Source organism: Prochlorococcus marinus XMU1402 (assembly GCF_017696205.1).
GTDB lineage: Bacteria > Cyanobacteriota > Cyanobacteriia > PCC-6307 > Cyanobiaceae > Prochlorococcus_A > Prochlorococcus_A marinus_AC.
Window position 1 is genome coordinate 135,140 of the sequence record NZ_JAAORD010000002.1, and the last position, 26,293, is coordinate 161,432.

The 26,293-nt window shown below is 26.9% G+C and carries 25 protein-coding genes and 1 tRNA gene; 17 read left to right on the forward strand and 9 right to left on the reverse strand.

Features of this window, described 5'->3' with window-relative positions; all coding sequences use genetic code 11:
- Window positions 1-135: 135 nt before the first annotated feature.
- The 6 genes from HA141_RS06930 (at window position 136) to HA141_RS06955 (ending at window position 6,175) form a co-directional block, all read left to right on the forward strand.
- Window positions 136-993 (forward strand): hypothetical protein, encoded by an 858-nt coding sequence (locus tag HA141_RS06930; protein ID WP_209118239.1) that lies wholly within the window; start codon window positions 136-138, stop codon window positions 991-993.
- Between the two features lie 110 nt (window positions 994-1,103).
- Complete coding sequence (locus HA141_RS06935) at window positions 1,104-1,886, forward strand: class I SAM-dependent methyltransferase (RefSeq protein WP_209118241.1); 783 nt, start codon at window positions 1,104-1,106, stop codon at window positions 1,884-1,886.
- Between the two features lie 84 nt (window positions 1,887-1,970).
- Entirely contained in the window at window positions 1,971-3,125 is a 1,155-nt protein-coding gene (gene neuC / locus HA141_RS06940; protein ID WP_209118243.1) for a UDP-N-acetylglucosamine 2-epimerase, read from the forward strand.
- Between the two features lie 2 nt (window positions 3,126-3,127).
- Window positions 3,128-3,811, forward strand: coding sequence for a cytidylyltransferase domain-containing protein (locus tag HA141_RS06945; protein WP_209118246.1), 684 nt, complete (start codon window positions 3,128-3,130; stop codon window positions 3,809-3,811).
- Between the two features lie 95 nt (window positions 3,812-3,906).
- A complete protein-coding gene (locus tag HA141_RS06950; RefSeq protein WP_209118248.1) occupies window positions 3,907-4,902 on the forward strand; it encodes an N-acetylneuraminate synthase family protein in 996 nt (331 codons plus the stop codon).
- A gap of 103 nt (window positions 4,903-5,005) precedes the next feature.
- Window positions 5,006-6,175, forward strand: a complete 1,170-nt coding sequence (locus HA141_RS06955; RefSeq protein WP_209118250.1) for an NAD-dependent epimerase/dehydratase family protein — start codon at window positions 5,006-5,008, stop codon at window positions 6,173-6,175.
- 46 nt (window positions 6,176-6,221) lie between these two features.
- Here the strand turns inward: HA141_RS06955 and HA141_RS06960 are convergent, their stop codons facing one another.
- From HA141_RS06960 to HA141_RS06970, 3 genes are all read right to left on the reverse strand, one after another.
- Window positions 6,222-7,598: a hypothetical protein gene (locus HA141_RS06960; RefSeq protein WP_209118252.1), complete on the reverse strand. Its 1,377-nt coding sequence runs from the start codon at window positions 7,596-7,598 to the stop codon at window positions 6,222-6,224.
- A 357-nt stretch (window positions 7,599-7,955) separates the two neighbouring features.
- Window positions 7,956-8,330 carry a DoxX family membrane protein gene (locus HA141_RS06965; RefSeq protein WP_209118254.1) on the reverse strand — a complete coding sequence of 125 codons (375 nt, stop codon included), beginning with the start codon at window positions 8,328-8,330 and terminating at the stop codon, window positions 7,956-7,958.
- Between the two features lie 62 nt (window positions 8,331-8,392).
- Entirely contained in the window at window positions 8,393-8,767 is a 375-nt protein-coding gene (locus HA141_RS06970; RefSeq protein WP_209118256.1) for a DoxX family membrane protein, read from the reverse strand.
- Between the two features lie 186 nt (window positions 8,768-8,953).
- Between HA141_RS06970 and HA141_RS06975 the strand changes: the two genes are divergently transcribed.
- The 4 genes from HA141_RS06975 (at window position 8,954) to HA141_RS06990 (ending at window position 11,043) form a co-directional block, all read left to right on the forward strand.
- On the forward strand, window positions 8,954-9,694 hold the full coding sequence (locus HA141_RS06975) for an AAC(3) family N-acetyltransferase (RefSeq protein ID WP_209118258.1): 741 nt from the start codon (window positions 8,954-8,956) through the stop codon (window positions 9,692-9,694).
- Window positions 9,695-10,235: 541 nt separating this feature from the next.
- Window positions 10,236-10,308: transfer RNA gene (locus tag HA141_RS06980), tRNA-Ala, on the forward strand.
- A 136-nt stretch (window positions 10,309-10,444) separates the two neighbouring features.
- Window positions 10,445-10,762 carry a hypothetical protein gene (locus HA141_RS06985; protein WP_209118260.1) on the forward strand — a complete coding sequence of 106 codons (318 nt, stop codon included), beginning with the start codon at window positions 10,445-10,447 and terminating at the stop codon, window positions 10,760-10,762.
- A 53-nt stretch (window positions 10,763-10,815) separates the two neighbouring features.
- Complete coding sequence (locus tag HA141_RS06990; protein WP_209118262.1) at window positions 10,816-11,043, forward strand: hypothetical protein; 228 nt, start codon at window positions 10,816-10,818, stop codon at window positions 11,041-11,043.
- A 171-nt stretch (window positions 11,044-11,214) separates the two neighbouring features.
- Here the strand turns inward: HA141_RS06990 and HA141_RS06995 are convergent, their stop codons facing one another.
- The 3 genes from HA141_RS06995 to HA141_RS07000 form a co-directional block, all read right to left on the reverse strand.
- Window positions 11,215-12,258, reverse strand: a complete 1,044-nt coding sequence (locus HA141_RS06995; protein WP_209118264.1) for an SGNH/GDSL hydrolase family protein — start codon at window positions 12,256-12,258, stop codon at window positions 11,215-11,217.
- 1 nt (window position 12,259) lies between these two features.
- On the reverse strand, window positions 12,260-12,421 hold the full coding sequence (locus HA141_RS09660) for a DUF5989 family protein (RefSeq protein WP_219050208.1): 162 nt from the start codon (window positions 12,419-12,421) through the stop codon (window positions 12,260-12,262).
- Window positions 12,422-13,178: 757 nt separating this feature from the next.
- Window positions 13,179-14,135 carry a hypothetical protein gene (locus HA141_RS07000; RefSeq protein WP_209118266.1) on the reverse strand — a complete coding sequence of 319 codons (957 nt, stop codon included), beginning with the start codon at window positions 14,133-14,135 and terminating at the stop codon, window positions 13,179-13,181.
- 226 nt (window positions 14,136-14,361) lie between these two features.
- On the opposite strand from HA141_RS07000, the gene HA141_RS07005 reads away from it, so the two are divergent.
- A complete protein-coding gene (locus HA141_RS07005; RefSeq protein ID WP_209118269.1) occupies window positions 14,362-15,195 on the forward strand; it encodes a hypothetical protein in 834 nt (277 codons plus the stop codon).
- Between the two features lie 53 nt (window positions 15,196-15,248).
- Here HA141_RS07005 and HA141_RS07010 read toward each other — a convergent pair whose 3' ends face one another.
- A complete protein-coding gene (locus tag HA141_RS07010; RefSeq protein WP_209118271.1) occupies window positions 15,249-16,127 on the reverse strand; it encodes a hypothetical protein in 879 nt (292 codons plus the stop codon).
- 400 nt (window positions 16,128-16,527) lie between these two features.
- Between HA141_RS07010 and HA141_RS07015 the strand changes: the two genes are divergently transcribed.
- The 6 genes from HA141_RS07015 to HA141_RS07040 all read left to right on the forward strand — a co-directional run bounded on the left by HA141_RS07015 (window position 16,528) and on the right by HA141_RS07040 (window position 23,225).
- Entirely contained in the window at window positions 16,528-18,219 is a 1,692-nt protein-coding gene (locus HA141_RS07015) for an ABC transporter ATP-binding protein (protein WP_209118274.1), read from the forward strand.
- Between the two features lie 62 nt (window positions 18,220-18,281).
- Entirely contained in the window at window positions 18,282-18,971 is a 690-nt protein-coding gene (locus tag HA141_RS07020; RefSeq protein WP_209118276.1) for a class I SAM-dependent methyltransferase, read from the forward strand.
- A gap of 62 nt (window positions 18,972-19,033) precedes the next feature.
- On the forward strand, window positions 19,034-20,185 hold the full coding sequence (locus HA141_RS07025) for a 3-dehydroquinate synthase family protein (protein WP_209118279.1): 1,152 nt from the start codon (window positions 19,034-19,036) through the stop codon (window positions 20,183-20,185).
- 122 nt (window positions 20,186-20,307) lie between these two features.
- Window positions 20,308-21,009 carry a cytidylyltransferase domain-containing protein gene (locus HA141_RS07030; protein WP_209118281.1) on the forward strand — a complete coding sequence of 234 codons (702 nt, stop codon included), beginning with the start codon at window positions 20,308-20,310 and terminating at the stop codon, window positions 21,007-21,009.
- Between the two features lie 9 nt (window positions 21,010-21,018).
- Window positions 21,019-22,011 (forward strand): sulfotransferase domain-containing protein, encoded by a 993-nt coding sequence (locus HA141_RS07035; protein ID WP_209118283.1) that lies wholly within the window; start codon window positions 21,019-21,021, stop codon window positions 22,009-22,011.
- 2 nt (window positions 22,012-22,013) lie between these two features.
- A complete protein-coding gene (locus tag HA141_RS07040; RefSeq protein ID WP_209118285.1) occupies window positions 22,014-23,225 on the forward strand; it encodes an ATP-grasp domain-containing protein in 1,212 nt (403 codons plus the stop codon).
- Here the strand turns inward: HA141_RS07040 and HA141_RS07045 are convergent.
- Both HA141_RS07045 and HA141_RS07050 read right to left on the reverse strand, forming a co-directional pair.
- Window positions 23,222-25,093: a nucleoside-diphosphate sugar epimerase/dehydratase gene (locus HA141_RS07045; RefSeq protein ID WP_209118287.1), complete on the reverse strand. Its 1,872-nt coding sequence runs from the start codon at window positions 25,091-25,093 to the stop codon at window positions 23,222-23,224. The genes HA141_RS07040 and HA141_RS07045 overlap by 4 nt on opposite strands.
- Before the next feature lie 21 nt (window positions 25,094-25,114).
- Complete coding sequence (locus HA141_RS07050; RefSeq protein WP_209118289.1) at window positions 25,115-26,293, reverse strand: DegT/DnrJ/EryC1/StrS family aminotransferase; 1,179 nt, start codon at window positions 26,291-26,293, stop codon at window positions 25,115-25,117.

Consider the following 26,293-nt stretch of genomic DNA (forward strand, 5'->3'; position numbering starts at 1 on the left):
AATTGATTTTTGTTAATATTAAAAAAATCAAATTAAATATAAATGCGATATCTAAACCAAGATATAACCTTTAAAGCTTTTGACCGTTTAAGTTCCATTAGATTGCTTATCAAAATAAATGTTTTTCGAAGTCCAATGAGTGAATTAATCTCATTACAATATTCGATTAATCATCTAATAGCAAAAATTATATTTAAAGTAAAAAATAGAAAGTTTAATTTAAACAAAAATCAATATGCCAAAAAATTTAATCAAGTTGGTTTTGCATGTTTTACAGATAAGAATATTGAAAATGAATGCAAATCTATTTTGCAAAAATTAAATTCAGAAGATGAACCTTGGGATTCAGAAAATAGGTTTAATAGATCTGCCTCTAAAGCGTTCAAAAAAGAATTAATAAATATTTTCAATAGTGGAGTAAATGAATTTATTCAATCAGCATTTGATTCAGATTATTATATTTTTTATCATACACTTTATAAATCAAATAGATTATCAAAAGCAAAAATCCCAGAAGGTTCTCAGTTATGGCACGCTGATGGCGGGCCAGGTAATTGCATGAATTTAATGATCTGTCATAGCCATATAAATGAATTTAATGGATCAATGAAAATCTTCCCATGGGAAATATCCAAAAAGCTTTTAGGGAATTTATCTTACGGATATAAAAGATTAATCAGATCAGATTTAAATAAGATTAAAAATTTTGACCATTCAAGAATGGCTTATAGAGAACTAAAGTGTAATCTTTTAGCTAAATATATTAAAAAAAACGCCTACAAATTTTTCCAACCAAAATCTAAAACCTCTGGTACCATATTCGCTTTTAGGAATAATTGTGTTCATGCTGGAGGATTCACAGAAGTTGGGAATGAAAGGATAGTAAGTATTTTTCATATCTATCCATCTAAAAAACAAACTTCTATCGAAGAAAAATTTGAAAGCTTACATTTAAAAAATAAAGCTTTACCGGCGCCAAAAGAATTACCATAAATAAAAATATAATTTAATAAAAAATTTTAAAAATTAAAATTAGAATGTAAAAGATAAATTTTAGATTTTAATGAATTAATGTAAGATGTATCCTAAATAAAAAAAACATTTTGATTAAATCACTAATTTCAAAGTTAATATTTTCAATATTTAAGCCAGAAAAAAGGATTGGAAGTAGTAATCCCTTTAAAGAATTATTAAAATTACCAGTTATTTTTGATTTAACTTCTTTTTTAATTCAATTGCGATACATAAGAAAAATAATAAACATAAATGCTCTAGAAAAAAAATCTATATACATAGAAGATGTTATCAATTATAATTATTCAGTAACCTCAAGTAAGTTAATAACTAGGAATAGAAGGGCAGAAATTTACTATAAAGTAAGCAGCTTAATAATTCCAAATTTGAATAAAAAAAAATTATTAATAATAGGACCAAGAAATGTACAAGAATTATTTATGGCTTGGATTTATGGTTTTAGTTGGAATAAAATTTTAGGAATTGATCTTTATAGTAGTCATAAAAAAATCAAAGTAATGGATATGCATAATTTAGAGTTTAAAGACGAAACTTTTGATTGTGTAATAATGTCTAATACTCTCGCTTATGCTGATGATACTGAAAAAGTAATTAATGAGGTAGTCAGAGTCTTAAAACCTAATGGTCTTTTCTCTTTCGGAGCCACATATGATCCAGGAGACAAAAGATGGGTAGGCTCTTCTGTAAATGGAGAAACTATCTATAAAATACTAAAAAAAGATGGAATGAAAATTATTTTCCATCTTCCAGTCGAAAAAGTAAACTCATTAAAAAGGAATCAAACAGCTCACCACTTTAGCGCCCAAAAAGTGGATCTTAAGACAAAATTAACAGATGACTTTCATCTTTAGTATGGATTATTAGCTAATCTATTTTTTTACATTAGGATTCATACTATAATTTAAATATTTAATTTTTAAAGTTTAGAATTATTGATGCGAGAAAATATAAGAAAGATTTGCATACCTATTTCAACAAGAGGTAATTATGGCAAATTGAAAAGTACCTTCGAAGCTATAAATAAAGATAGAAATCTTCAGTTACAGATTATTCTTGCAGGGAGTATCCTTCTTGATAGTTATGGAGATTTCAAAGAAATAATTAAAAAGGATGGGTTTAAAGTGTCTGCTGAAATTCCTTTTTTGCTAAAAGGAGATAGTAATGAAATTTTGGCTATTTCTTCAGGGATTGCGCAAATGGAGTTTTCGAGAGTATTGGCAAGACTTAAACCCGATATTGTCTTAATAATTGCTGATAGATTTGAATCACTTGCATTTGCTCAAGCTGCTCTTTGCATGAATTGCTGCATAGCTCATTTAGAAGGAGGCGAGGTCTCTGGGTCTATAGATGAAAGAATTAGACATGCTATTACTAAATTATCTCACATTCATTTTGTTTCAAATTCAGAATCTGGTAATCGTTTAAGACTTATGGGAGAAGAAGAGAAAAATATTATAATTTCAGGTAATCCAAGTATCGATATAATAAATGATATAAATCTTGAAGAAAAAATTCTTCTAGAAAACTTTTTAAAAGAAAAAGAAATTTGTTTTAATTTAAAAGATTCATATTTAACAATATCGCAACATCCTGTTGTTACTGAAGTAGATTCTTATCTTGATCAATTAAAAGAAACTTTTGAAGCAATAAAATTTTTTGATATTCAAAAATTTTGGATACTTCCTAATATCGATGCTGGCTATAGCAAAGCATTAGAGTTTCTAAATTACAAGATTTCGGAAGAAAATTCGCAGATTATAGTCTTAAATAGTTTGCCTTTAAATCTTTATGCAATCTTGATTAAAAATACTAAATGTTTGATAGGTAATTCATCTAGCGGTATAAGAGAATCTTCATATTTAGGAGTACCATCAATAAATATAGGCAATCGACAGTTTGGACGTCTAAAAGATAAAAATACTAGAGATTGTTCACATGAAAAGAATGAAATAAAAGATGCTATAAAATATCAAATAAATCATGGTTCTTATAATCCCTCTTTTATTTATGGTAAAGGTGAAAGTGGAAAAATAATTTCAAATTATTTATCAAATTGTGATCTTTTTCTTGAAAAAACAATAACTTATTAATTATGAAATTTTTAGCAATAGTGCCTGCTAGAGGTGGAAGTAAAGGCGTAAAAGGGAAGAATCTTAGAAAAGTTGGTAATAAATCATTATTAAAAAGAGCAATTGCAAGTACTGCAAATTTTATGGATGTAATTGTTTCTACTGATAGTCATTTAATAAAAGAAGAAGCCCTAAAAGTGGGGGCAATAGTTCCTTTCATGAGACCTAATGAACTTTCAACAGATAATGCAAATACAATAGATGTAGTTTTACATGCAATTAAAGAATATGAGAGATTAGTTGATTGTAGATATGACTATATTTTTACAATAGAACCTACTTCTCCCTTCCGAGAGGAAAAACATGTAAAAAATGCAATTGAAAAAATTAAAACAAATAAATTTAAATCTATTATTTCAGTTTGCAATTTAGAAAGAAAACCTGAAAATATTTTCTTAAAAGATTTTTTTCTAGAAAGATACATAAAAATCCCTAATCAAACTTTTGAACAAAGACAAAATATGGATCATCTTTGTAGATTAAATAGTGCTATTTATGCAACAAATAGAGATTGTTTAATTAAAGATAAAAAACTATTAATTGACCCAATAGGGTTTACTGAAATGTCTCAAGTTGAAAGTATTAATATAGATAGCGAATTAGATTTAAAATTCGCTAACTTTATTTCAAAAACATTTGACTTATAGAAAATAGTATTTCTTATTTAAGAGAAACATAGATTTTTTGTTATTTAAAATAAAAGTTCTACGTTAAAATAAATTTTAAAATAGATAATTATTTAATGATAACAATTAAAAAAAGACCTTATCTAATAGCTGAAGCTGGTGTTAGTCATTTTGGTTCTTTTGAAAAAGCTAAAACTTTACTAAAAGCAGCAATTGATTCAGAAAGTGACGCTTTTAAAATTCAAGTTTTTAATACAGATACATTATTTGCTGATGATGCAAAAGGTTGGAAAGATAGACTTAAAGATAGGGTTCTATCTATTGACGAAATAGTTAAATTATCTAAGTTGTGCGATGAAAACAATATTGACTTTATAATAACCCCTCATGATGACTATATATTCCCTCACTTAAAGGACATTAAAATAAAGGCATTGAAAATAGGTTCTGGAGAAGTCGGAAATCTTGATTTCATTTCTCGATGTTTTGATTTTAGTGACTTTGTTATTTTTTCAACAGGATTGAGTTCAATAGATGAAATAGATAAAGTAGTAAAAATTGGACAAGAAAAGTCCAAAGGTTGCGCAATTTTACATTGTAATACCGCTTATCCAACCGAGGATGTAGATGTAAATTTGAGTGTTATAGACGAATTCATAAAAAGATATCCAAGAAATATAATAGGTTATTCCGATCATACAAAAGATCATTTTGCCTGTATTGGTGCAATAATGAATGGTGCTAAAATAATCGAAAGACATATAACCCTAGAAAAAAACATTCCAAATGCTCAAGACTGGAAAGTATCGTCACTTCCTAATGAATTAAAAGATTTAAGAAAGCAAATTGATAGAGCTCAAGTACAAATTGGAAACCCAAAAAAAATAGTAACTAATTCGGCTAAAGAGAATATATATTGGGCTTGCAAATCTCCATATTTAAAAAAATCAGTGGCACAAGGTGATGAATTAAAACTTGAAATAATTTCAATGAAAAGACCCTTTACTGGCACAAAGATTGAAGATATTTTGATTCTTAACAAAAAAGTTATTTTCAAAAAGAATCTTGAAAAAGGTACTGCCGTTACTGAAGATAATTTAGATTTTAATTGAATTTAGATTTAGATTTATCCAAAGTAATCCAATTATTGAATAGTTAAAATATAAATTAAGCATTTAATCTGATAATATTTTAAGGTTTATACGGTTTATTCAAATGAAACGGCTCTTGGTATTAGGTGCCGATGGATATCTGGGATTTCCAGTATCATTACATTTTGCTTCAAAAGGGTGGTCAGTTTATGCTGTTGATAACCTCTCCAAAAGACATATAGAAAGTAAACAAGATGTTTCCCCTTTAATTCCTTTACCACTTTATAAAGATAGATTCTCAGAGTGGAATGATTTATACGCCAAGAATAAAACTCAAAAAATTAAAAGTTTTGTTCTAGATATAGCTGTTAATAATCGTCAACTATATAATTTGCTTGAGGAAATTAAACCTGATGCAATTATTCACTTTGCTGAACAGCCATCCGCACCATATTCAATGAAGGGAAGGTATGAAGCAGTTAATACACAGATAAATAATATTACAGGCACGTTAAATTTAATTTTTGCCATTAAAAGATTTAATCCAAGTTGCCACATAGTTAAATTAGGTACAATGGGTGAATATGGAACCCCTAATATTGATATAGAAGAGGGTTGGTTAAATATAAGTCATAATAGTAGAAATGATCGGGTTCTTTTTCCAAAGAAACCGGGAAGTTTTTATCATTTATCTAAAGTTCATGATTCTAATAACTTAGAATATTCATGTAGAACTTGGGGTCTAAGAGTAACTGATTTGAATCAAGGTATAGTTTACGGTTCGCACACTGAACTTTCTAAAAATAAAAATCTACATACTTCGTTCCATTATGACAGTATATTTGGCACAGCAATTAATCGATTTATTGCACAAGGTTTAATTAATCATCCTTTAACTATATACGGTTCAGGTAATCAGACCAGAGCTTATTTACATATAGACGATGTAATTCAATGTATCGAATTAGCGATAGAAAACCCTGCCGAAGAAGGTGAATTTAAAGTCAGGAATCAATTTACTGAATTTAAGTCTATTAATGAATTAGCTTTATTAGTAAGTCAATCAATAAATTCTGAAGATATAAAAACTGAAATCAGAAAAATAGATAATCCTAGAGTGGAAGAATCGGATCATTACTATAATCCAAAAAATAAAAGTTTTTTAGATTTAGGATTAAATGTAAAAAAAATAAGTGAAGAGGTAATTATTGATATTGTTAGATACATAACGCCTTATATTAAAAATGTGAGAAAGAAAAACTTATTGCCAAATATCAAATGGAATAATAAATAAAAAACTAATTCACTGATAAAATCAAATATAAATATTTTAAAAAATTTTATTTTTCTATATAACTTTTAACCAATTTATAAAGATTCTCTCCATAAGATTCTTTTGATGGATTAATAAAATATTGACTATCTTTTATAAGTTTTTTTGATAATGTTTTATTACCTATTTGAGAATATAAATCAAGACAGGATTGGAGAAAATCTTCTTCTTGAGAACAAACATTCACCTCATTTAATTGAATTAATTCTTCAAAATGATTCATATTTGCAGGTTTATAATTATCATCGGTACCTTCAGGAAAAAATAAGAGAATAGGTTTTCCATTTAAAATAGCTTCAATCAGAATAGTTGAAAGAGGAGATATGACAGCATCCGCTAGATTTAATAATTTATGACTAAAATCATAATCCACTAAAGAAGGCAGTCCTTTAGGATTATTTATTTCATTTTTATAGTAATCATACATCGAAGGATCCATAACAATATTATCCCATTTTTGAGATAAAAAATCCTTTTCACCAACTCCTAAAGCCCCTCTCCATGGATGAGGTCTATAAAGTATCTGACAATCTCCTAAAAATTTGGAATTCACATAATTATCAAGTAATTTAAGATATCTAGTTTCATAACTGCCGTTACCTGCCCCAGCATAAACTATGATTTTTTTATTTTGGTTTACATTAAATAGTTGAGATAATTCTTTTCTACTATATTTACATTCTTTTTTATAAACTTCGAATTGAGCTGCTCCATAACACTCAATATCTTTTTCCTTCAATCGCATAAATTTAATAGCATGTCTTTTAGTTTGTTCGCCCCAAACGACTAACTTCGAGGGGCTACCAGTGCAAAAAGCTTTCCCAGAAGGATTGTCCCAAGAATTCATTAAAAAAATTAATGGTAATTTTTTTTGATAAAATTCAAAGATCCTTAATAGATCATTTATATAACTACCGCTCAATACTGTTGGATGAATTATTAGCGAGGGATTTTCAATTTTAATAAGCTCTTTTATCCCTTTGTGAATCCCCAGAAAATTGATAAACAGTAATTTAAAGATATGATAAATTCCTGGTAATGCTGCAATTCTTGCTAGAAACAAATTTCTTTTACCAATACTTAAGCTTATGACTTTTAATCTTGATTGATATCCTTTACTACTTTTTTGCTGACGTATAACTGTAATAATATAAAGCCAGAACCATGTCCCAGTTCTTTTATTAGGCATATTAATTACTCTAATCTTACTGGAATCAATAAATTTATTTACTATATGATTTTTCTTGAAATCATATTTTTCCTGATTAAAAACATAAATTAAATTGTAATTTTCCTCTAAGTAAGAAAAAGTTTTATTAGCAATAAAATGTCTAAGGATTATTGGTAAATCAATAAATATCAATATCTTTTTTTTCTCTTTCATAAAAATTTATCAATTAATTTAGAATGAATTTAGTTTATTAGGATTCAAATTTTTATAGTTTAACTTTTAAATTACTAATCTTTTCTAAAATTCATAATACTTTGGAAAATTGTCCACGAATGAATTTTAATATTTTAATTATTTAAGGTTTACTTTAATATTAAAAGATTTTGTTAACCAAAAATTAAATGTCTAATAAAATATATCATAAATCATGAAATGATAAATAATGAATAAAAGTAGTTTTTAAAATTTGAATTGTTTTTTTGAAATTTAAATTTATGATTTCTTTTTATATATTATTTACTTATTATTATCCAAAATGTTAATTATTTAATTTATCTATTTTATAAATTTTTATTTTCTTATTAAAGCAATAATAAGACCCCCAATTAAAACAAGATTTCTTGTCACCCCTCCCATATGTGGGAAAGCAAATACATGAAAAATTAATGTAGTAGGTATTAAAAATATTAATAGTAATATTGGTCCTAAATTACTTTTTTTTCTAAAAACGAATAGAAAAGTTCCAATTAAGATTATTAAAATTGCGCAAATCAAAAAAAATGGAGATAAGAATTCTGGAATTCCAGCAGAGCTTACATAATCAACATTTCTTTCAAAACTGAAAATCTTAGTTGGTAGAGAATTTATAAATATCGAAGATATAAAAACTCTTGCAATGGTATCTATAAAGTTAATGAGATTTTTTTTTCTTAAATTAAAAAACATATTTATAAATTGTGATGAATCTAGAGAATCATTTTATATTTAATTTAAACATAATATCAATTTTAATCTCGTAAAATAGTTATTATAAGGACGCCAATAATTGATAAATTCCTAATAATAGCTCCGATATCAGGGAATGCAAAAACATGAATAATAAATGTAGTTGGTATTAAAAATACTAATAATATTATTGGGCCTAAATTGCTAGCTTTTCTGAAAATAAACAAAAATATCCCAATTATGATTAATGTAATTGAGCTAAATAATAAAAATGGAGATAGTAATTCATTAATTCCAGTAGAGTTTATGTATCTAGAATAATATGAAAAATCAAATATCATAGTTGGTAGAGCATTTATAAATATCGAAGATATAAAAACTCTTGCAATGGTATCTATAAAGTTAATGAGATTTTTTTTTCTTAAATTAAAAAACATAAATTATTTAATACTTAATTTATACTTACTACTTTAACCTGTAATAGAATTTCTTAATTAAAAAAAAATTAGAAACTAATTTAACTGCTTATATATGTTAAAAATTAAAAAAATTATTAACTTAAAAATTTTTAAAATTTATTTATTATATAAGTAGTAAAATAAATATCTCTGTAAAAAGTTGTTTTGGAAAAAATTTATAGTTTTGATATCAAGAAGGTTTTTGAAAATCTAATAAAACCAGGAGACGATTTATTAGTACATTCTTCTTTAAAAAATATTGGTTTTTTTCATCCTAGTCCAGAAATAATTATTGATAACTTGGAAAAAATCCTAACTGAATTAGGTACTCTAATTATGATGAGTGATACACGTTCTTTTGCAGAAACAAAAAGTTTTTCACTTACACAAAAAAGTGAAACTGGTTTATTAAGTGAATGTTTTAGAAAAAGATCAAACGTCAAAAGATCAACAGTTCCTATGATATCTTTCTGTGCTTCCGGCGCGAGATCTTCACTATATACCGAAATTTACAATTCTTATTTAGACAAGTCTTCCCCATTCACTCACTTATTGAAAAACAATGGAAAAATAATGTTATTTGGAATTGGATTCCAAAAATGTACGCTTTATCATTTAGCAGAGGAAAGATATCAAGTCCCATATAACTTTTATAAAACATTCAAAGGTCACTTAATAAGCGGAGATCAAAAAGTTCCTATTTCTCAAAGATATTTTGTTAGGAAAAATTTAAAAACAAAAAAAAATAATAGAGTTGCGACCGAATTGATGATTAAGAAAAACTTTTTAAAAAAGGAAATTTTAGGCTCAGGTGAAATCTTGGTATTTAATGCTAGAGATTATGATGAATGTTGCATGGAAATACTAAAATGTAATAGATTGGCATTTCTTGAGCAAAATAATTAAATATTAATTTCTTTGATTTATAGTAAGATGAGAATATATAAAATTTATAAACCCTTTATTATAAAATGAAATTTTAAATATAAATTTTAGATTTTTTATCTAGGGATTGATTCTGAATATCTTTTTTTTATATAATTTATTATTTGAATTTTTCGAAAAAAGTCTAATACAGAAACTAATAATTAAGATTATAAAGAAATTAGAGATCTAAAAAAAATATACCTAAATTGAAGAAAAGAATTAAAGGATAATATACTTTTTTCTGAGGATTTTATTTATCTAGAAATTTATTCTCATCAGGAATTGAGTAGGCTTATCTAGCAAATGAAAAAAGGTGAAATAATTTTACATCTAATAAATAAAATTTATCAGAGAGGATAAACCATTAATGCATTAATAAAGTTATTAGAAAAAACTATATCTTTAACTAGAAAAAATAGAAAACAAAAATAACTTTATCAACCTCTTTTTTAAAAGATAAGGCATATTTTACAAACAAAAGATTGCTTATTTTCAATAAGACAATTTAAAATAAGCATATGGGGCTATAGCTCAGCTGGTAGAGCACCTGCATGGCATGCAGGGGGTCAGGGGTTCAAATCCCCTTGGCTCCATTAAATTTTTCCAGTGATACCAAACATTTTCAAGAACGATTTCGTAAAGACATAACTTTTGTACCCACTTGTCCAAGCTTGTTTAGTCAATTCTGCACCCTAAAATGCACTTAAGGACATTCTTAAGTTGCTAAAAATGAAACCTTTACTACTAAGTCTACTAGCTGTTATCGCTTTACCTAATGCTGTTAATGCTGAATGGAAAATCGATGGTAAGTTTAAAACTAAATTCCTAGGTTGTTATGGTGACATTTGTCAGAGAAAAGTTGAAAGAGTTAATAACAGACCAGGATGGGAGTACAAACAGATAGAAATTTTTGATTGTAAAAATTTAAGAACTAGATTTGCTAATGAAATATCAATAGAACCTAAACCGACGCCTCCATGGAGTGATGTAATTATTGGAACTATTGGATTTAACGAATTTAAAGATATTTGTTCAAAAAATAAATGAGAAAAATTCTTTTATTATTTTTATTTGCATTAATACCTTAAGCTAATGCAAGAGTGGTTTATATAGTTAATCATGGAAGAATAAATATTAAAGAAAGATGCCAAGACGGAAAAGCAGTTCATCAGATTTGGCATATGGATGTAAAGGGGAAAGTACAGAAGTTAAATATAAAAAGGCATGGAAATAAATATTTTAAAAATCCAGAATTAATTCCGAGTAATATTAATAAGTCTGATAAAGGTTATTTATGCAGTCAAAGAAAACTAACAAAAATGAAATAGAATTCTACGATAAGAAATTTAATTAACATTAAATATTTGACGTTTTGAGAATATATATAAGGAGGAATTCTTATCTACTATAAAGATTGCCAAGAAATTCAAAAGCCTTTCAAATATTTATTTTGATTATTAACAAAATTAGTCAAATTTATAAAATATTAAAAAAATTTTTTAATCACAATTTTCTAATATTTTTAATTCTTCTATTGAGGGTTTAAATAAATCAGCATCACTTAGAGGAACAGGTCGTATTTGACGCATTTTTGCGTAAGAGACACCTTCTATATCATTATCTAAGACTTGAAGGATTATTATATTTGGCTGTATTTTTACTGTCTTTTTAAGTGTTTCTGCTTCGTGAAAAATTGTAGATCCATTGAGACCTGCATTTAGTATTTGAATATTCTTTGCACCAAGTTTGATTAGATTTTTCTGTGCTAATTCAGGAAATGTATCATGGTTTGCAAGATAAGGGCCAAACGTAAATGAATCACCATATACTATGGCAATCTTTGAGTCACTTTTTAATTCTTTTGTTGTTCTGAATCCATTTTTATTTGTATAAACTCTATAAACCATATTTGAGTGTTTATTCCAGATAGATGATTTTGAAGCCTGGAGAAATGTTAACTGTTTTTTAATCATTTCTATATTTCTATCGATTTTTCTCTCTTCCTTATTTAATGCATTTAATAAATAGCTTGATAATTTTCTTGCTATTATTTTATTTCCAAATCTTGATAAGTGCCCATCCTCTGGGTAAAGACTCCATATATCAATATCACCTGAATTTCTTAATATTGGAGACATATCAATAAAATCTAAAGAATTTTTTCTTGCTAGATTGGAGAAAAATTGCTTGTGTAAATCTCCACTTATTCGAGAGGGTAAATACAAAATTATTACAGGAATATTATTGGCAGTTTTTAAGAATGTATTAAATCCTTGCTCATATTTTCTATAAAATGGCAAAACATTTTTTTTTGTATAATCATTAGCCGCATTAGCAAGACACTTTAATTCTCTATTCCCTTTTTTACTATTACCCTTATATTTGAATGAATGCATATAAACTCTAACCTTTGTAGCAAACTCAATGATTGCTAACCCATTGAAGTCTTTCCTTGAAAGATAGATGCGAGAAGCTGTTTCTAAGATCCCTAACATCATTACCAAAACTAAAGTATTAATTGTGATTTTTTTTGTAATTGACATTCTAAAAAATAGAATAAATAAAGGGTGCTATTACTGAACCTTGAGTGAAAATGATAAGAGCTCCCATTAAAACAATGGTAATAATCAAGGGTGCTAACCAATACTTCTTGCGAACTCTAAGAAAGTCCCAGATGTCTTTAATGAGATCAAGAAATGCTTCCAAATTTAAAAAATTTTCTTTAAATTTACTTTGTGATTAGTCTTTATTTCTCGGTAGGATTTTTGGGTAAACTTTTTTGTTCGTAGTGGATCATGGCCAATGCTTTTCATGACTAATGAGATAGGTATAAGAACAATTTAAAAAACTAATCCTAGTATTATACGACTATTTACCCATCCTAGAATATGCCTGCCCTTTGGCAACTAGTTCAGCAGCATGAGCAACTCTTGATTCTGTTTCTTGCTTAGTAGCTCTTTTAGACATACCTTCAATATATACTCTATTTCTATAATTTGATTACATAAGAACCATTGTTATTACTGATATTCTCAAATAATAAAGCTTACTATTTTTTCCCTTTTTTGTTTCAAAATATAGTTAATAAAGTAGGTAAAAGCTAGATATGCTTATTGATCTCCTTACTTATGTTTGCCTGGACAAAACCGCACTTATTTCTGCACTCGGCTTTATTAAAAAACTGTCATAAATAAAGTAATTGCTAGTTTTTGCAGTCCTTTTGGCTACTACATGGCATACAGGCTAAAGGGTTTGAGTCCGCTTAGCTCCACTTATTTGAGGCTCTTCATTAAGTTAAAAATGATTTAAGAAAGATTAAATATTTGACGATTTTAAACTATATAAAGAAGAATTCTTATCTACTAAAAAGATTGCAAGAAATTCAAAAGCCTTTCAAATAAATTAGTTTTTATATTTTGAACTAATAATCTAATAATCTAAAAATTCTCAAAAAATATAAATATTATTGTTTTTTTCTTGCTTGTATAAATGCACCAGATGTTTTTCTATCTAACTCTGAAATTGAATTAAAAGTTTTAGATAACTTGCTTTTATGAAAAGTTGGCTTTAAAAGATGCCTTTCAACTTTTAAATTTAATAATCCGTTATCTTTAATAAATTTAATATGAGTCCCACAAGGGTATCTATTGATGAACCATTTTCTATTACCTCTAATTAATTTCCAAAATATAGATGAATATTTCCAATGTCCGTCCCAACTTTTTGAGGTATTATGACTTTTAAAATCTATTTGATGAGACATAAAACCAGAAGAAGATAAAGCCTTACTCATGAATTCATATGTTTTGCTCAAATTATCAACATGCTCAAGGGTCGCTTGTGAAAAAATCATATCAAATTTAAAATCATCAATATTTCTCTCAAAATATGAGTTGGTTACATATTGAATAGAAGATGATTTAGATTTAGTATTCATTATGGAATATTTAATTTCCTTGATCCTTTCATGCGATAAATAACTCTTTAGAGTTTTATCAGAGAAAAGATATTTTGGGAATTTATAATCCTTAAGTTTTGGTTTGATCTTAGGGAATTCATCATGATTAGGGATATCAGATTTATTAGAAAACAAGACAATTAGCTCTTCGAGTATTTTTAAATTTTCTTCAATTTCTACATTAGGCTGAGCATCAAATGCTACATATTTTTTCGCGCCAGATAAAATTGCTGCTATTCCTGTACCTAGTGTATCTCCTGGACCTAGTTCTATAATTGAATCGGGAATAGCTTCAATAAATTTATTTTCGTAAGCTTTCACAATATGTCTAAGCCATACTGAATAACAGTATCTAGCACTATTTTTAATTTCGCCTGATTGCCTATATTTCGAGTATGTTTTTCTATTATTTCTAAATAGTCTATAAAAACTTTTTAATAATAATCTTAGAGAAAAAAACATGCTCAAAAAGTATAATGATTTTTCATTATATGCTGTATTAATTTTTAAAATCTTTAATTTGATATTTTAACTTGCATAATGAAATTTAAATCTTTGAAAGTTTTAAAAAATAATATTATTGTCTTAAAACCAATTTATACCTAAATAAGATAAATTTATTAGATGAATTTATAGCACTTTTTAAAATATTTGATTAAAGTAAAAAATTATAAATTTAAAAAAAGTAATGGGAGTAGGAAATTTTGGATGGCATATTCTAAAGAAGCTTTCAGAAAGAAGAGGTAAATTAGGAAGTACTTTAATGATAGGCAATCAGACCGATTACAGAATATTTAAAAGTAATATAAATTATGGCAAGCCAATTAAAAATATAATGATTGAAGAAAACTTATCTACAGAGGTAGATGTTGCAGATATTTCTAGCTACGAAAAAGCTAATATAGTTTTAGATTTATCCATGCCACACAAAATAGAACAAAAATTTAATACTCTTATTGATTACGGTACTATTGAACATGTATTTGATTCAAAACAATGCATTTATAACTATTTCTCTCTAATAGAAGTTGGAGGAAATTTAGTTTTAGCCACACCATGTAATAATTATGCTGGACATGGTTTCTTCCAATTCTCTCCAGAGTTTTTTTATAATTCCTTATCTTATAAAGGCTTATTTAAAAATATAGAATGTTATCTAGTTGAGTCTCCGATCTCATTAACTTACAGCAAACCAAAAGCTTGGAAAGTTAAATCACCACAGGATGTCAAAAGTAGAATTAATATTAGAACAAATTTCCCAATTAATATTTTGGTAACAGCTGAGAGAACTGATATTAAATTACCAAAATATTATGATTTTAATCCCATTCAATCTGACTATATAAAAAATTTAAAAAATAATAAATCATCACATAAAAAAGATAATAAGGAAACAAATAAATTGAGGAAATTTATAAAAAATTTTTTACCTAAGTTTTTAATCAAGCAATATTTAAATATAAATGCTAATCGAAAAGCTTCACTAAATTATAAACCACATTTCACAAAATATAATTATTAAATAAATTAAATTTGTACAAATAAAAATATTAATATAAAATTTTAAAAAGTTTTTTATTTTAATAAAGATTCTTTAATTAAATCTATATAGTTAAATTCATTTGTCCAATCAAGAAAAACTGCTGTTCTTTCACCAGGGCTTGAATATTTTCCACGTCTGTGAAAAATCATATTGAAAGAAGTAATAAGTGTATTAGGTGGCACATAGGATTGATATATTTTATTTTTACTTAGCTGCGAGGGTAGTTTCTCATGAAATGTTTTTATTTCTCGCTTACTAACTTTTTGAAAATATTCATAGGGTGATATTTCAACAATTTCATATGGGAGCCAATCACAACCATATGGGAAATAAATTGCCTTTATGAATGGGATGTATCTATCAGCATGCCAATCAACAACATGCGGATCTGTATCTTGGGGCTTTAGATTACCTGAAAGGGATCTTTCATAATGATACAATCCTCTAGCTTGAACTGATTTATTAAAGAAAAAATTAGTTAATTCATTTAACTTAACTTGTATAAGTTGTTCTATTTTCTCATCTGCTCTTGCCCATTCAGATAAATGATCTTTATCACTTCTTGAAATTTTATTTGTGATTGATTTTCTTACTATTTCTTGTTCTGTTTCGGTTAAATAATTATCTATTCTGCCATAACCTCTAGATAGCATTTCAACAGCAATTTGAGGAGCATTTACTGGAAGATTTGTTGAATAACATAGAGACAAGCTTTTTGTTCTTTTGGCTATATTTGTCCAAAATAAAGCTTTAAAATCATCTATTTTATTAAACTCTGGAGTCTTTCTTCCTTTTTTGATAACTGATTTTGAAGTTAATTTTGGAAATTGATCAGGAATGATTTTTTCAAAGATTTTTTTATATAACTTTCTTGCTAATGCTACATATTTTATCAAAAAAGATAATTTCATGACTATCATGGATTTACTTAAAAATAATATAAATATATTTAATAGAAAAAGTTCTAAATAAATTTCTTAACAAAATAATCAATCTTAATAACCCCTCTTTATAAAACGAAAAATAATATGATTTATAAAATATAAAAAAAGAATAAAGATTAAAAATAATATTTATAATTTTTTTAGTTTTATTTTCTATAAAATCATAATGTAAAATATATCAAGTGGTTTGTGATACTAAGCTAGTGTATAGTGAAAAAATGGTGGTTTAAAGAGATTAAAAGTGCCAATTTATTTTTCAGAAAAAAATAACATTAATAAAAAAGTTTCTATTATTAATATAATTAAATCAATATACTCATTTCTTTCTGCAAAAAGAAGATTTCAATTAATTGGGCTTTATTTGCTGATGCTTTTAAGTAGCATATGTGAAATATTTTCAATAATATTAATTTTTCCTTTAATCCAATCTTTAGCTAATCCTAAATCAATTTTTAACAATATAAAACTAAACTTCTTACTAGATTTTTTTAATATTGAAGATCAAAGATCTCTAATTACATTTATTACTCTAAGCTTTTGCATAGTAGTTACATTTTCCGGAATTGTAAGGCTCTTTACACTATGGTCTAATACAAATTTCGCGGCAAGGATAGGAAATGATATAGGAATTCTCGCTTTTAAAAAAGTACTTTATCAAGATTATAAGACTCATATTCAGCAATCTAGTAATAGAGTAATTACTAATTTAACGACAGAGATACAAAGATGCGTACAAGTAATAACTTATCTTTTGCAGTTATGGACATCAATTCTAATTGCATTAGGGGTTGTAATAGGACTACTTATAATTAATTGGAGGATATCAACTTTTGTTGTTTTATTATTCTTGTCAATTTACTTGGTAGTAGCAAAAAGTCAGAAGGGTCAATTATTAAAACTAAGCCGAATTATTAGTGAATCGAGTGGCCTTTTATTAAAGTCTGTTCAAACAGGAATTGGAGCTTTTAGAGATATCACTTTCGATAATAGTCAGAATTATTTTATTGAAGACTATAGAAAGTTTGGATTTGAATTTAGAAAAACTCTAGCAAAATCACAATTTTTACAGGTATTCCCAAAATATTTAATTGATTCTTTAAGTTTAAACTTTATAGCAATAATTTCATTTTTTTTAGCCATTTCGAATGATGGAACTTACGTCATAACAATTATAGGTTCAGCTGCTTTAGGGTTTCAGAAACTAATTCCAGCACTTCAGCAGGTGTATAGTGCTTATGCAGGTATAATGTCTAATTCTTCAGCTATAAAAATTATTTATCTACTCCTTAACGAAAATCAATCGAAACCATATAAAATATCTGATAAAAATCCTGAAAAGGCTTTAGCTCTTTTTGATGAAGTTAAATTGTGTAATATTTATTTTAAATATCCAAATAATAAAATGTATATTTTAGAAAATATCAATATGAATATTAAAGCAGGAAATATGGTTGGAATACTTGGGGCTTCTGGTTCTGGCAAGAGTACATTAGTTGATATATTATCTGGCTTGGTTCAGCCTTGCTTAGGCGAATTAATCATTGATGGTAATAAAGCAGATATTGAGAATAAAGATATTTTCAAGCAATGGAGAAAAAATATAGCTTATGTTCCACAATCAATATTTATAGCTGACGTAAGTTTGGCTGAAAATATAGCTTTTGGAATACCTAAAAAAAATATTGATTCAACCAAGTTACTCTATGCGATTAGAAAATCAAAATTAGAAAATCTATCATTAAAAGATTCTGAAATATATACAAAAAAATTAGGAGAGGGTGGAATTAATTTGAGTGGTGGACAAAGACAGCGCATTGGGATAGCAAGAGCTATTTATAAAGAATGTCCAATTATGATATTTGATGAGGCTACAAATGCTTTGGATAATAAGACTGAAAATTATCTCCTTGAAAAAATTTCTTCCTTCAAAAATAAAAAAACCATAATAATAATTTCCCACAGTTTATCAACAATGAAATTTTGCGATAAAATTTTCAAATTAGAAAATAAAAAAGTTAATGATGTAAGCGATAGATTTAAAAAATTTTTTAATGACTAAATTTATTTTTTTATAAGTTCTATATTTACCCTTTATAATTAAATGACTAAAAATATCTAGCCTTGAAATTAACAAAAAAAGATTTAAATAATGTTATCGATAGATATACAAAAAGGTTTTTAGAGTTTGGACATGACCCTAAATCATTGGGTTGGGATAAAGGTAAACAGTTCTTAAGATACCATATATTAATAGAAAATTTAAACTTGGAAAATTCAACCATCCTTGATTTAGGTTGTGGTTTTGGGGACGCAAACTATTTATTAAAACAAATTGTTTCGGACTATATTTATTTAGGAATAGATATAGTTCCTGTTCTTATTAATGAAGCTAATAAGGTATGGGAGGAAGACTTAAAAATTAATTTTATAAATGACGATTTTCTTTCTTTTGATTTTAGTGATAATTTTGATTATGTAATTTCCTCTGGGATGTTTAATTTTAAATTAAATGATATTGATAACTATATTTTCATTGAGAATACCCTTAAAAAAGCTTTTAAAATTGCAAAAAAAGCAGTCTCTTTTGATTTCCTCTCTAATAATGTTGATTATGAATATAAGCATACTTTTCATTCTAATCCTTCCAAAATACTTGAAATTGCTTACTCATTAACTAAAAGAGTTAGGCTAAGAAATGATTATATGCCATTTGAATTCTCAATAACTCTTTTTAAAGATGATACTTTTGATTCTTCAGATACTATTTTTAAAAATTATAAAATTGAGAATCCATTTGTTAAGATTTCTTAAATTAACATGTTCATAAACTTACTATTTAATGTTAATGTTATATATCGCGGAAATTTAAATAGATGAGAGATATAGAAGCTTATTCTGACACTAGTTATAGTTATAAAATAATTTTAACAAGTGAATTAGAAGACATAGAGCAAATTATTTTTGATAAATTAAAAAAATATCCTTTATTAGTAGTATTTATAGATAATGGAATTACAAGAATTGATCCTGCAAATAATTTTTTAGAGATGCTTCAAAGGTGTGCTAATAATGCTGGATCAAAATTAATAAAAAAAAAATTGGAGTCTGGAAAGCATCGTAAAACTTTATCTATCATAAATGATTTAACAGACTGGCTAGTAGATAGATGTGTCCAAAGAGATAGCTTATTTATTGCTATGGGAGGTGGAGTTGTAGGTGATGTTGTAGGTTTATTATCATCTTTATATTTCAGAGGTATTTCTCTTTGGCATGTTCCAACAAACATGCTGTCAATGTCAGATTCATCTATCGGCGGAAAAACCGGTGTTAATACTACAAGACATGTAAATACTTTAGGCACATATAAGCATCCAGAGTTAAATATAATGTATACGAAATTTATTGATACTATTCCTGATAGAGAATTTTATGCTGGATTGGCTGAAATCATAAAAATATCCTTATTAAAAAAAGGACCTCTATTTAATTTATTGAATAGTGTTGATTCTAAAGATAATAAGATTCGATCTAATCCTAAGTTGCTTGAAGAAATATTATTTCACTCTATCAGATATAAGTTGTTCTTTACTAAAGATGATATAGAAGAAAATTCAAAACGACTTTTTTTAAATGTAGGTCATACTTTTGGTCATTCAATTGAAAGTATACAAAGTTTTAATTCAGAAGAATATTATAGACATGGAGAAGCCGTTGCTTTGGGACTAGTTGTATGTGCAAGATTAAGTAAAATAATTCTAAATTCTCATATAGAAGAAGTTATACTTTCAATTTTGCCTAAGTTTAATCTTCCAATTAAACTTACTTCTGAATTTATTAAATTGGTCTCCGAGAAAGATGATTTTAATATTCTAGAGAATCTAACTGAAACAACATTGATGGATAAAAAAGGTTTAAACGGTGAATTAAGACTTATTCTTTTTGATAATTATTCTCAACCTGTTATTTACAAGACTAACAATATGGAATTAATCTCTAAGGCTTATAGATTTATCGTGCCATTTTAGAATAGTATGAGGGAGCAATTTTCATAAGTACTTACTTATGTAATATTTCTCATATTTACTTTGTTAATGCATATTGATTGGTACATTCTATGATTAAATTAATATGAAGAGGTAATTAAAAATTGGATGATCAGAAAGTTACTGTATTCCTTGGCGCTAGATCAGGTAGCACGAGATGTAAAGGTAAAAATTTTCGTCCTTTCACTACAGATGGTAAGTCATTAATTTCACTAAAGATAGAGCAAATAATAAAAATTGATGTTGCCTCAGAAATTATTTTTTCATCTAATTGTGAGAATTCTTTGTCTCAAGTTTTGCCTTATTCCAAATTTGATAGAAGAATAAAGATAATTAAAAGAAATCATGATCTCTGTAAATCAGATACTCCTGTCGAAGATTTTATAAAACATGTAGGTTCAGTCTCATCTAGTACAAATGTAATGTGGGTTCATGCAACATCACCATTTATAGATGAAAATATCTATAAAAAGGCATTAAATGAATATTTAAACAATAATAAGTTTGATTCCATGTTTAGCGTTAATAAACTGCAAAATTTTATTTGGGATCAAGACAAGCTATCCATCATAAATAATGATGGTAAATGGGTAAATACACAAAGTCTAAAGCCTCTTTATGAAATAAATCATGGTTTTTATCTCTTAAAAAAAGATAAATTATTAAAAGGTCATCGAATTGGTCAATTACCCTCTTTATTCATTTGTCATGGGAATCAATGCATTGATATTGATACAGAAGATGACTTTCAATACGCTCAATTTTTACAGAAGTCTATTGAAGCATCACAAAGCAAAAATATTTAATAAAACAAAATGTTAATTCAAATTGATGGCTGGTATGCAGGTGGCAAAAGTGTACTTTGGGCACTTCTAGATTCTCATCCAGATATTTTTGTTAGCCCAATCCATGAATATTCATATGCACCATTTTTAAATATCAATAATAAAGATGAATTTATTCTCAAAAAACATATTACAAAATTACGTCAAACTTTAGCAAAATCTGAATATTATAAATTAGAAAAAGTTATGAATGAAGGTAAATATCTCATATATTTATCTACCAATGAGATTATTGAATTTCCTTATAAAACTGATTTTTATACTATTGATAGAAATTTTTCAAAAGAGTTATTAAATATGAAAGAATGGACTGTAGAATCAATTTGCTTATCTCTCTATAAAAATATTCATAATGTGCATAGAAATAGTAGTACAAATCCAAAATATTACGCAACAATGAGCCATCCCGAATCCTATTTGTATTATGAAAAAATACCATCTTTAATACCTTGCATGAAGTCTATTACCGTTAAAAGAGATGTAAAAAATATTGTTGCTTCAAGAACAAATAGGAAAGAAAGACCTAATGATCTAAATCAAGCGAAAGCATTTCGGGTCCCATTTGAGAAAATTTTAAATACAAATGAAATAGAAAAAATCCTTCATTATTATTCGACAATTGATAAACTTTCTGAACTTTATCCAGAAAAATTTATGAGCGTTAGTTTAACTGATTTAATAGATGATAGATATATTACTATGAAAAAAGTTGCATCTTTTTTAAACATTAAATTTTCAGATTCTTTACTTACTGCGACAAGAGAAGGAATTGAATTGAAAAATGATAAATTGTCTTTTCTTGAAAAAGAAAATGATACTTTTATTGATTTATTAACTAGAAATGAAATAAAGACTGTTAATTGGAGATATAATTTTGCAAAATTTCATAAAAAACCATTTTATCCATTTTCATTATTAAACATAATTAAATCAATTTATAAATTTTTCCGAAATAAAAAATAATTGTGCAGCATTCTGTATTGGTTGTTGGTGGTGGAAAATGGCAAATACCACTTTTACAAAAACTAAAACAATATGGTTTTTATGTTATTTGCACAAATTTATTAGATAATTCACCGGGATTTAAATATTCTGATAAATCTTATGTATTAGACATTAGAGATAAAGAATCTAATTTGGAAATTGCTAAAAAGCATAATATATTAATGGCTTTTACTGATCAAACAGATATTGCTGTTCCAACAGTAGCTTATATAAATGAAAAACTTTCTTTAGATGGAGTAGGAATTGATGTTGCTGATTTATTTACTGATAAATATAAAATGCGACAACAATTAAAAGCTCCAGGATTATTTCATCCAAAATTTAGATTATGTAAAAGTGAAAATGAATTACAAGATTTCTACGAATCCATCAAATCAGATGTAATTATCAAACCAGTTGACTCTCAATCCAGCAGAGGAGTTTATGTCATTAAAGAAAATGAAAAAATTGATCATATATTCGCAAATTCACTAAAATACTCAAGAAAAAAAGCTTTGATAGTTGAAGAATTTATAAATGGTATAGAAATAACTGTAGAGGGTTTTAAAGGCAGAAATAAGTCTCATAATACGTTATGTGTCTCAAGGAAATCTCATTTTCCTCATACTTTTGGAGTCGCAAATTCATTAACATATGAACCAAGTTTTGACTGGATTGACAGGTCAAAAATAGCTACTATAAATGATCTAATATATGAAATGCTTCCATTTGGGTTAACACATACAGAATATATTTTTTCGAAAAAAAAACTCTATCTAGTAGAAGCAGCAATTCGAGGAGGAGGTACTAATGTATCCTCTCACATAGTTCCCTCATTAACTGGCTGTGACTATCTATCTACTTTTATTGAAGAATCATTATTCAGAATTGACCTAAAGTCATCTAATAATAAATACATCCCTAGGAAATATTCATATGCATTACTTGAATTCTTAGAAATTGCCCCTGGAATATTAAGTTCATTTAATATAAATCGAAAAAAAATAATGAAAAATTTAAATATACTAGACTTTGATATAAAGTTGAAACCTAACCATAAAATCAATTTACCCTGTGATGATAGTTCTAGATTGGGTTATTACATTGGAGTATCAAATTCAAAGGAAGAATTGAATAAATTAAAACAACATGTTATTGAAAATATAAAGTTAAACTATGATTTTAAAATTTAATTAATAGTTTTAATTTCCCATTCTGGAACCATTTCTTTTAGACATTTGATAGCATCATTTTTATTGTTTTTACTAATGTGTAATTTAATTTTTTGTATAGCTTCTTCAATTTCTTCATAAGGCAATAAACTTTCAATTGCCTTGTATATTAATGGATGTTGAGTTCTAATACTTTTTCCACTTATAAGTAGTTCTTCGTAAAGCTTTTCACCAGGTCTAAGACCAATTTCAATTATATCTATATCTCCATGTGGATTAGTTGAATCTTTTATGATCTTCCCATTTAATTTCGCCATCTGATAAGCAAGATCAATTATTTTTACAGGTTTACCCATATCTAACAAGAAGACATCTCCTCCCTTAGCTAAAGATTGAACTTGAAGCACTAGACCAACAGCTTCTTCAATTGTCATAAAGTATCTTATGACTTTTTTATCGGTAATTGTAATGGGACCTCCTTGTGAGATTTGTTTCTGAAATAAAGGTACAACTGATCCTGATGATCCAATTACATTTCCAAATCTAACAATGGAGAAGGAACATTCTTTTTTTAATTTATCACTAGCTTGCACTATTAATTCAGCTGCCCTTTTTGTAGCTCCCATAGTATTTGTAGGCCTAACAGCTTTATCACTAGATATCAATAAAAAGTTTTCGATATTATTTTTAAGTGATAATTGACATAATTTATATGTATTAATAAGATTATTTTCTATTCCTGATAATTGATTCTCTTCCACAATTGGCACATGTTTATATGCAGCAGCATGAAAGATTACTTGAACATTATATTTATTCATTAAGTTATCAACAAATACATCATGAGAAATATCACCAAGAATATATACAACTTCTGTTAAACAATTAGAAGAATATTTTTTTAGTTTATGGATTAGATCGTATAAGGAAGATTCATTTCTTTCTATTATTATCAATTTTTTTGGTAAGTAATTTAGTAATTGCAAACATAATTCACTTCCGATAGACCCACCACCACCTGTAATCATTATTATTTTCGAATTTATACCTTTTTGAATAAGTTTAACTTCTTTTTTAGCAACATCTCTTCTAAGTAAATCATTTATATTGACAGGCTTTAGATTTTCTACTATCAGTTGACCGGATGCTATTTCTGCGAGAGTTGGGACTTCAAGTATAGAAACAGTAACCTCATTAAGACTGTTAACTATTCTTTTTTTATCTTTTAATTTTATTAAAGGCATAGCTAAAAGAACTTTTTCTATCTTTTTACTTTTTATAAATTGATTTAAGTTTTTTGGTGATATTATCTTTATGCCATCTATTTCATTACCCCATAGTTGAGGATCATCATCTACAAAGGCAATTATCCTATCTAATCTTGCAATTTTTAATGATTTTGAAAGTATAACTCCTGCATTTCCAGCACCATATATCACAGTATTTGATCTACGTCTTTTAATAAAAAAAATACTTTGTAGCCAATCTCTAATAAGAAATCTTGATAAACTCATTAAAGATGTTGATGTAAGCCAAATCCAAATCCAAATTGATAAATCAGGAATAGCTTTCCCAAATATAATTCCAAAAATATATGTAAAGAAAAATGATATTAATAATCTAAAAGATAAAAGATAAACTGATTTACTTCCGAGATATCTTGTAAGACTCCTATAATTTCCTAAAATAAATAATATTGGGATACATATTGCAGGTGATATTAGTAACCATTGGTAAGAATTTAATTGTTCACCCTGAATTAAAAATCTACTGTAATTTGGATATATAGCAGCAATTATTAGTAATATATCAAGAAAAAGAATAAGTATTCTTCTGTAAAATTGAGGTAAGGAAAGGAGTTTACGTTGTAATGAAATATTAAAGTTCATTTCTTGTCAATTTTTTTCATATTAATTTGAAGCACTTTTTAGTACATTTTTGATATTTTCAGCATATTCATGCATTTCTTCAATACTTATAAGCGGATCAACAAGAAAAGATAAACTTGTCTCCCCAAGATTTCTAGCATTATTTAATCTTTTGGAGGGTTGCATATTAAGTTTCTTGAAGCATTTCTCCATATATATTTCTCCACAGCTACCAGCGAATACTGGAAATCCTGCCTCAGTCAATGTATTTATTATTCTATCTCTGCTCCAATCTTTAGACAATTTATCTTCTTTTATATAGGCGTAAAACTTATACCAAGCATGTTTAACTGATTTAGGTGGCATTGGTATCCTTACAAGATCCAATGTATTTAAAATTGAAGAAATTATTAAAGCATTTCTCTCTCTAATTTTTTGTGTTTCATCTAGTTTTTTTAACTGTATTCGACCAATACTTGCTTGTAACTCTGTCATCCTATAATTTGAACCAAGATCTTCATGTAGAAATTTATATCCAGTAGAATATTGTTGATTAAATACAGCCTTATATGACTTGCCATGATCTTTATATGACCAAATTTTTTCGTAAATTTCCTGATCATTTGTTGTAATCATTCCACCTTCCCCTGCGGTAGAAATTATCTTATCTTGACAAAAGCTCCAGCAACTTAGATGCCCAAAACTTCCAACTGATCTATAAACATCTCGAAATTTAATTTTAGCGCCATGCGCTTGTGAACAATCTTCAACAAGATATAGCCTATTATTTTTTGCAATTTTGCAAATATTCTCCATATCTGCAGGCCAGCCTCCTATATGGACAACTGCAATAGCTTTTGTATTTTTTGTAATAAGTGGTTCTATCGCTGATGGACTTATACATCCTGTATTTATATCGACATCAGCAAAAATTATTTTCGCTCCTAAATTAATTGCTGCCATTGAAGTGGCTATAAAAGTTCGAGGCGTTGTAATAATTTCATCTCCCTCTTTAATACCAATTGCCCTATAACCAGCTTCTAAAGCCATTGTCCCATTAGCTAAAGCTACCCCAAATTTTGAGCCAATATATTTTGCAAATTCTTTTTCAAAAGCTTTACATTCGCTACCGGTCCAATAATTAACTTTTCCTGAGGATAAAACATTCAATGCTGCTTCTATTTCAGCTTTTGTGTATTTAGGCCATCTATTTAACTTCAT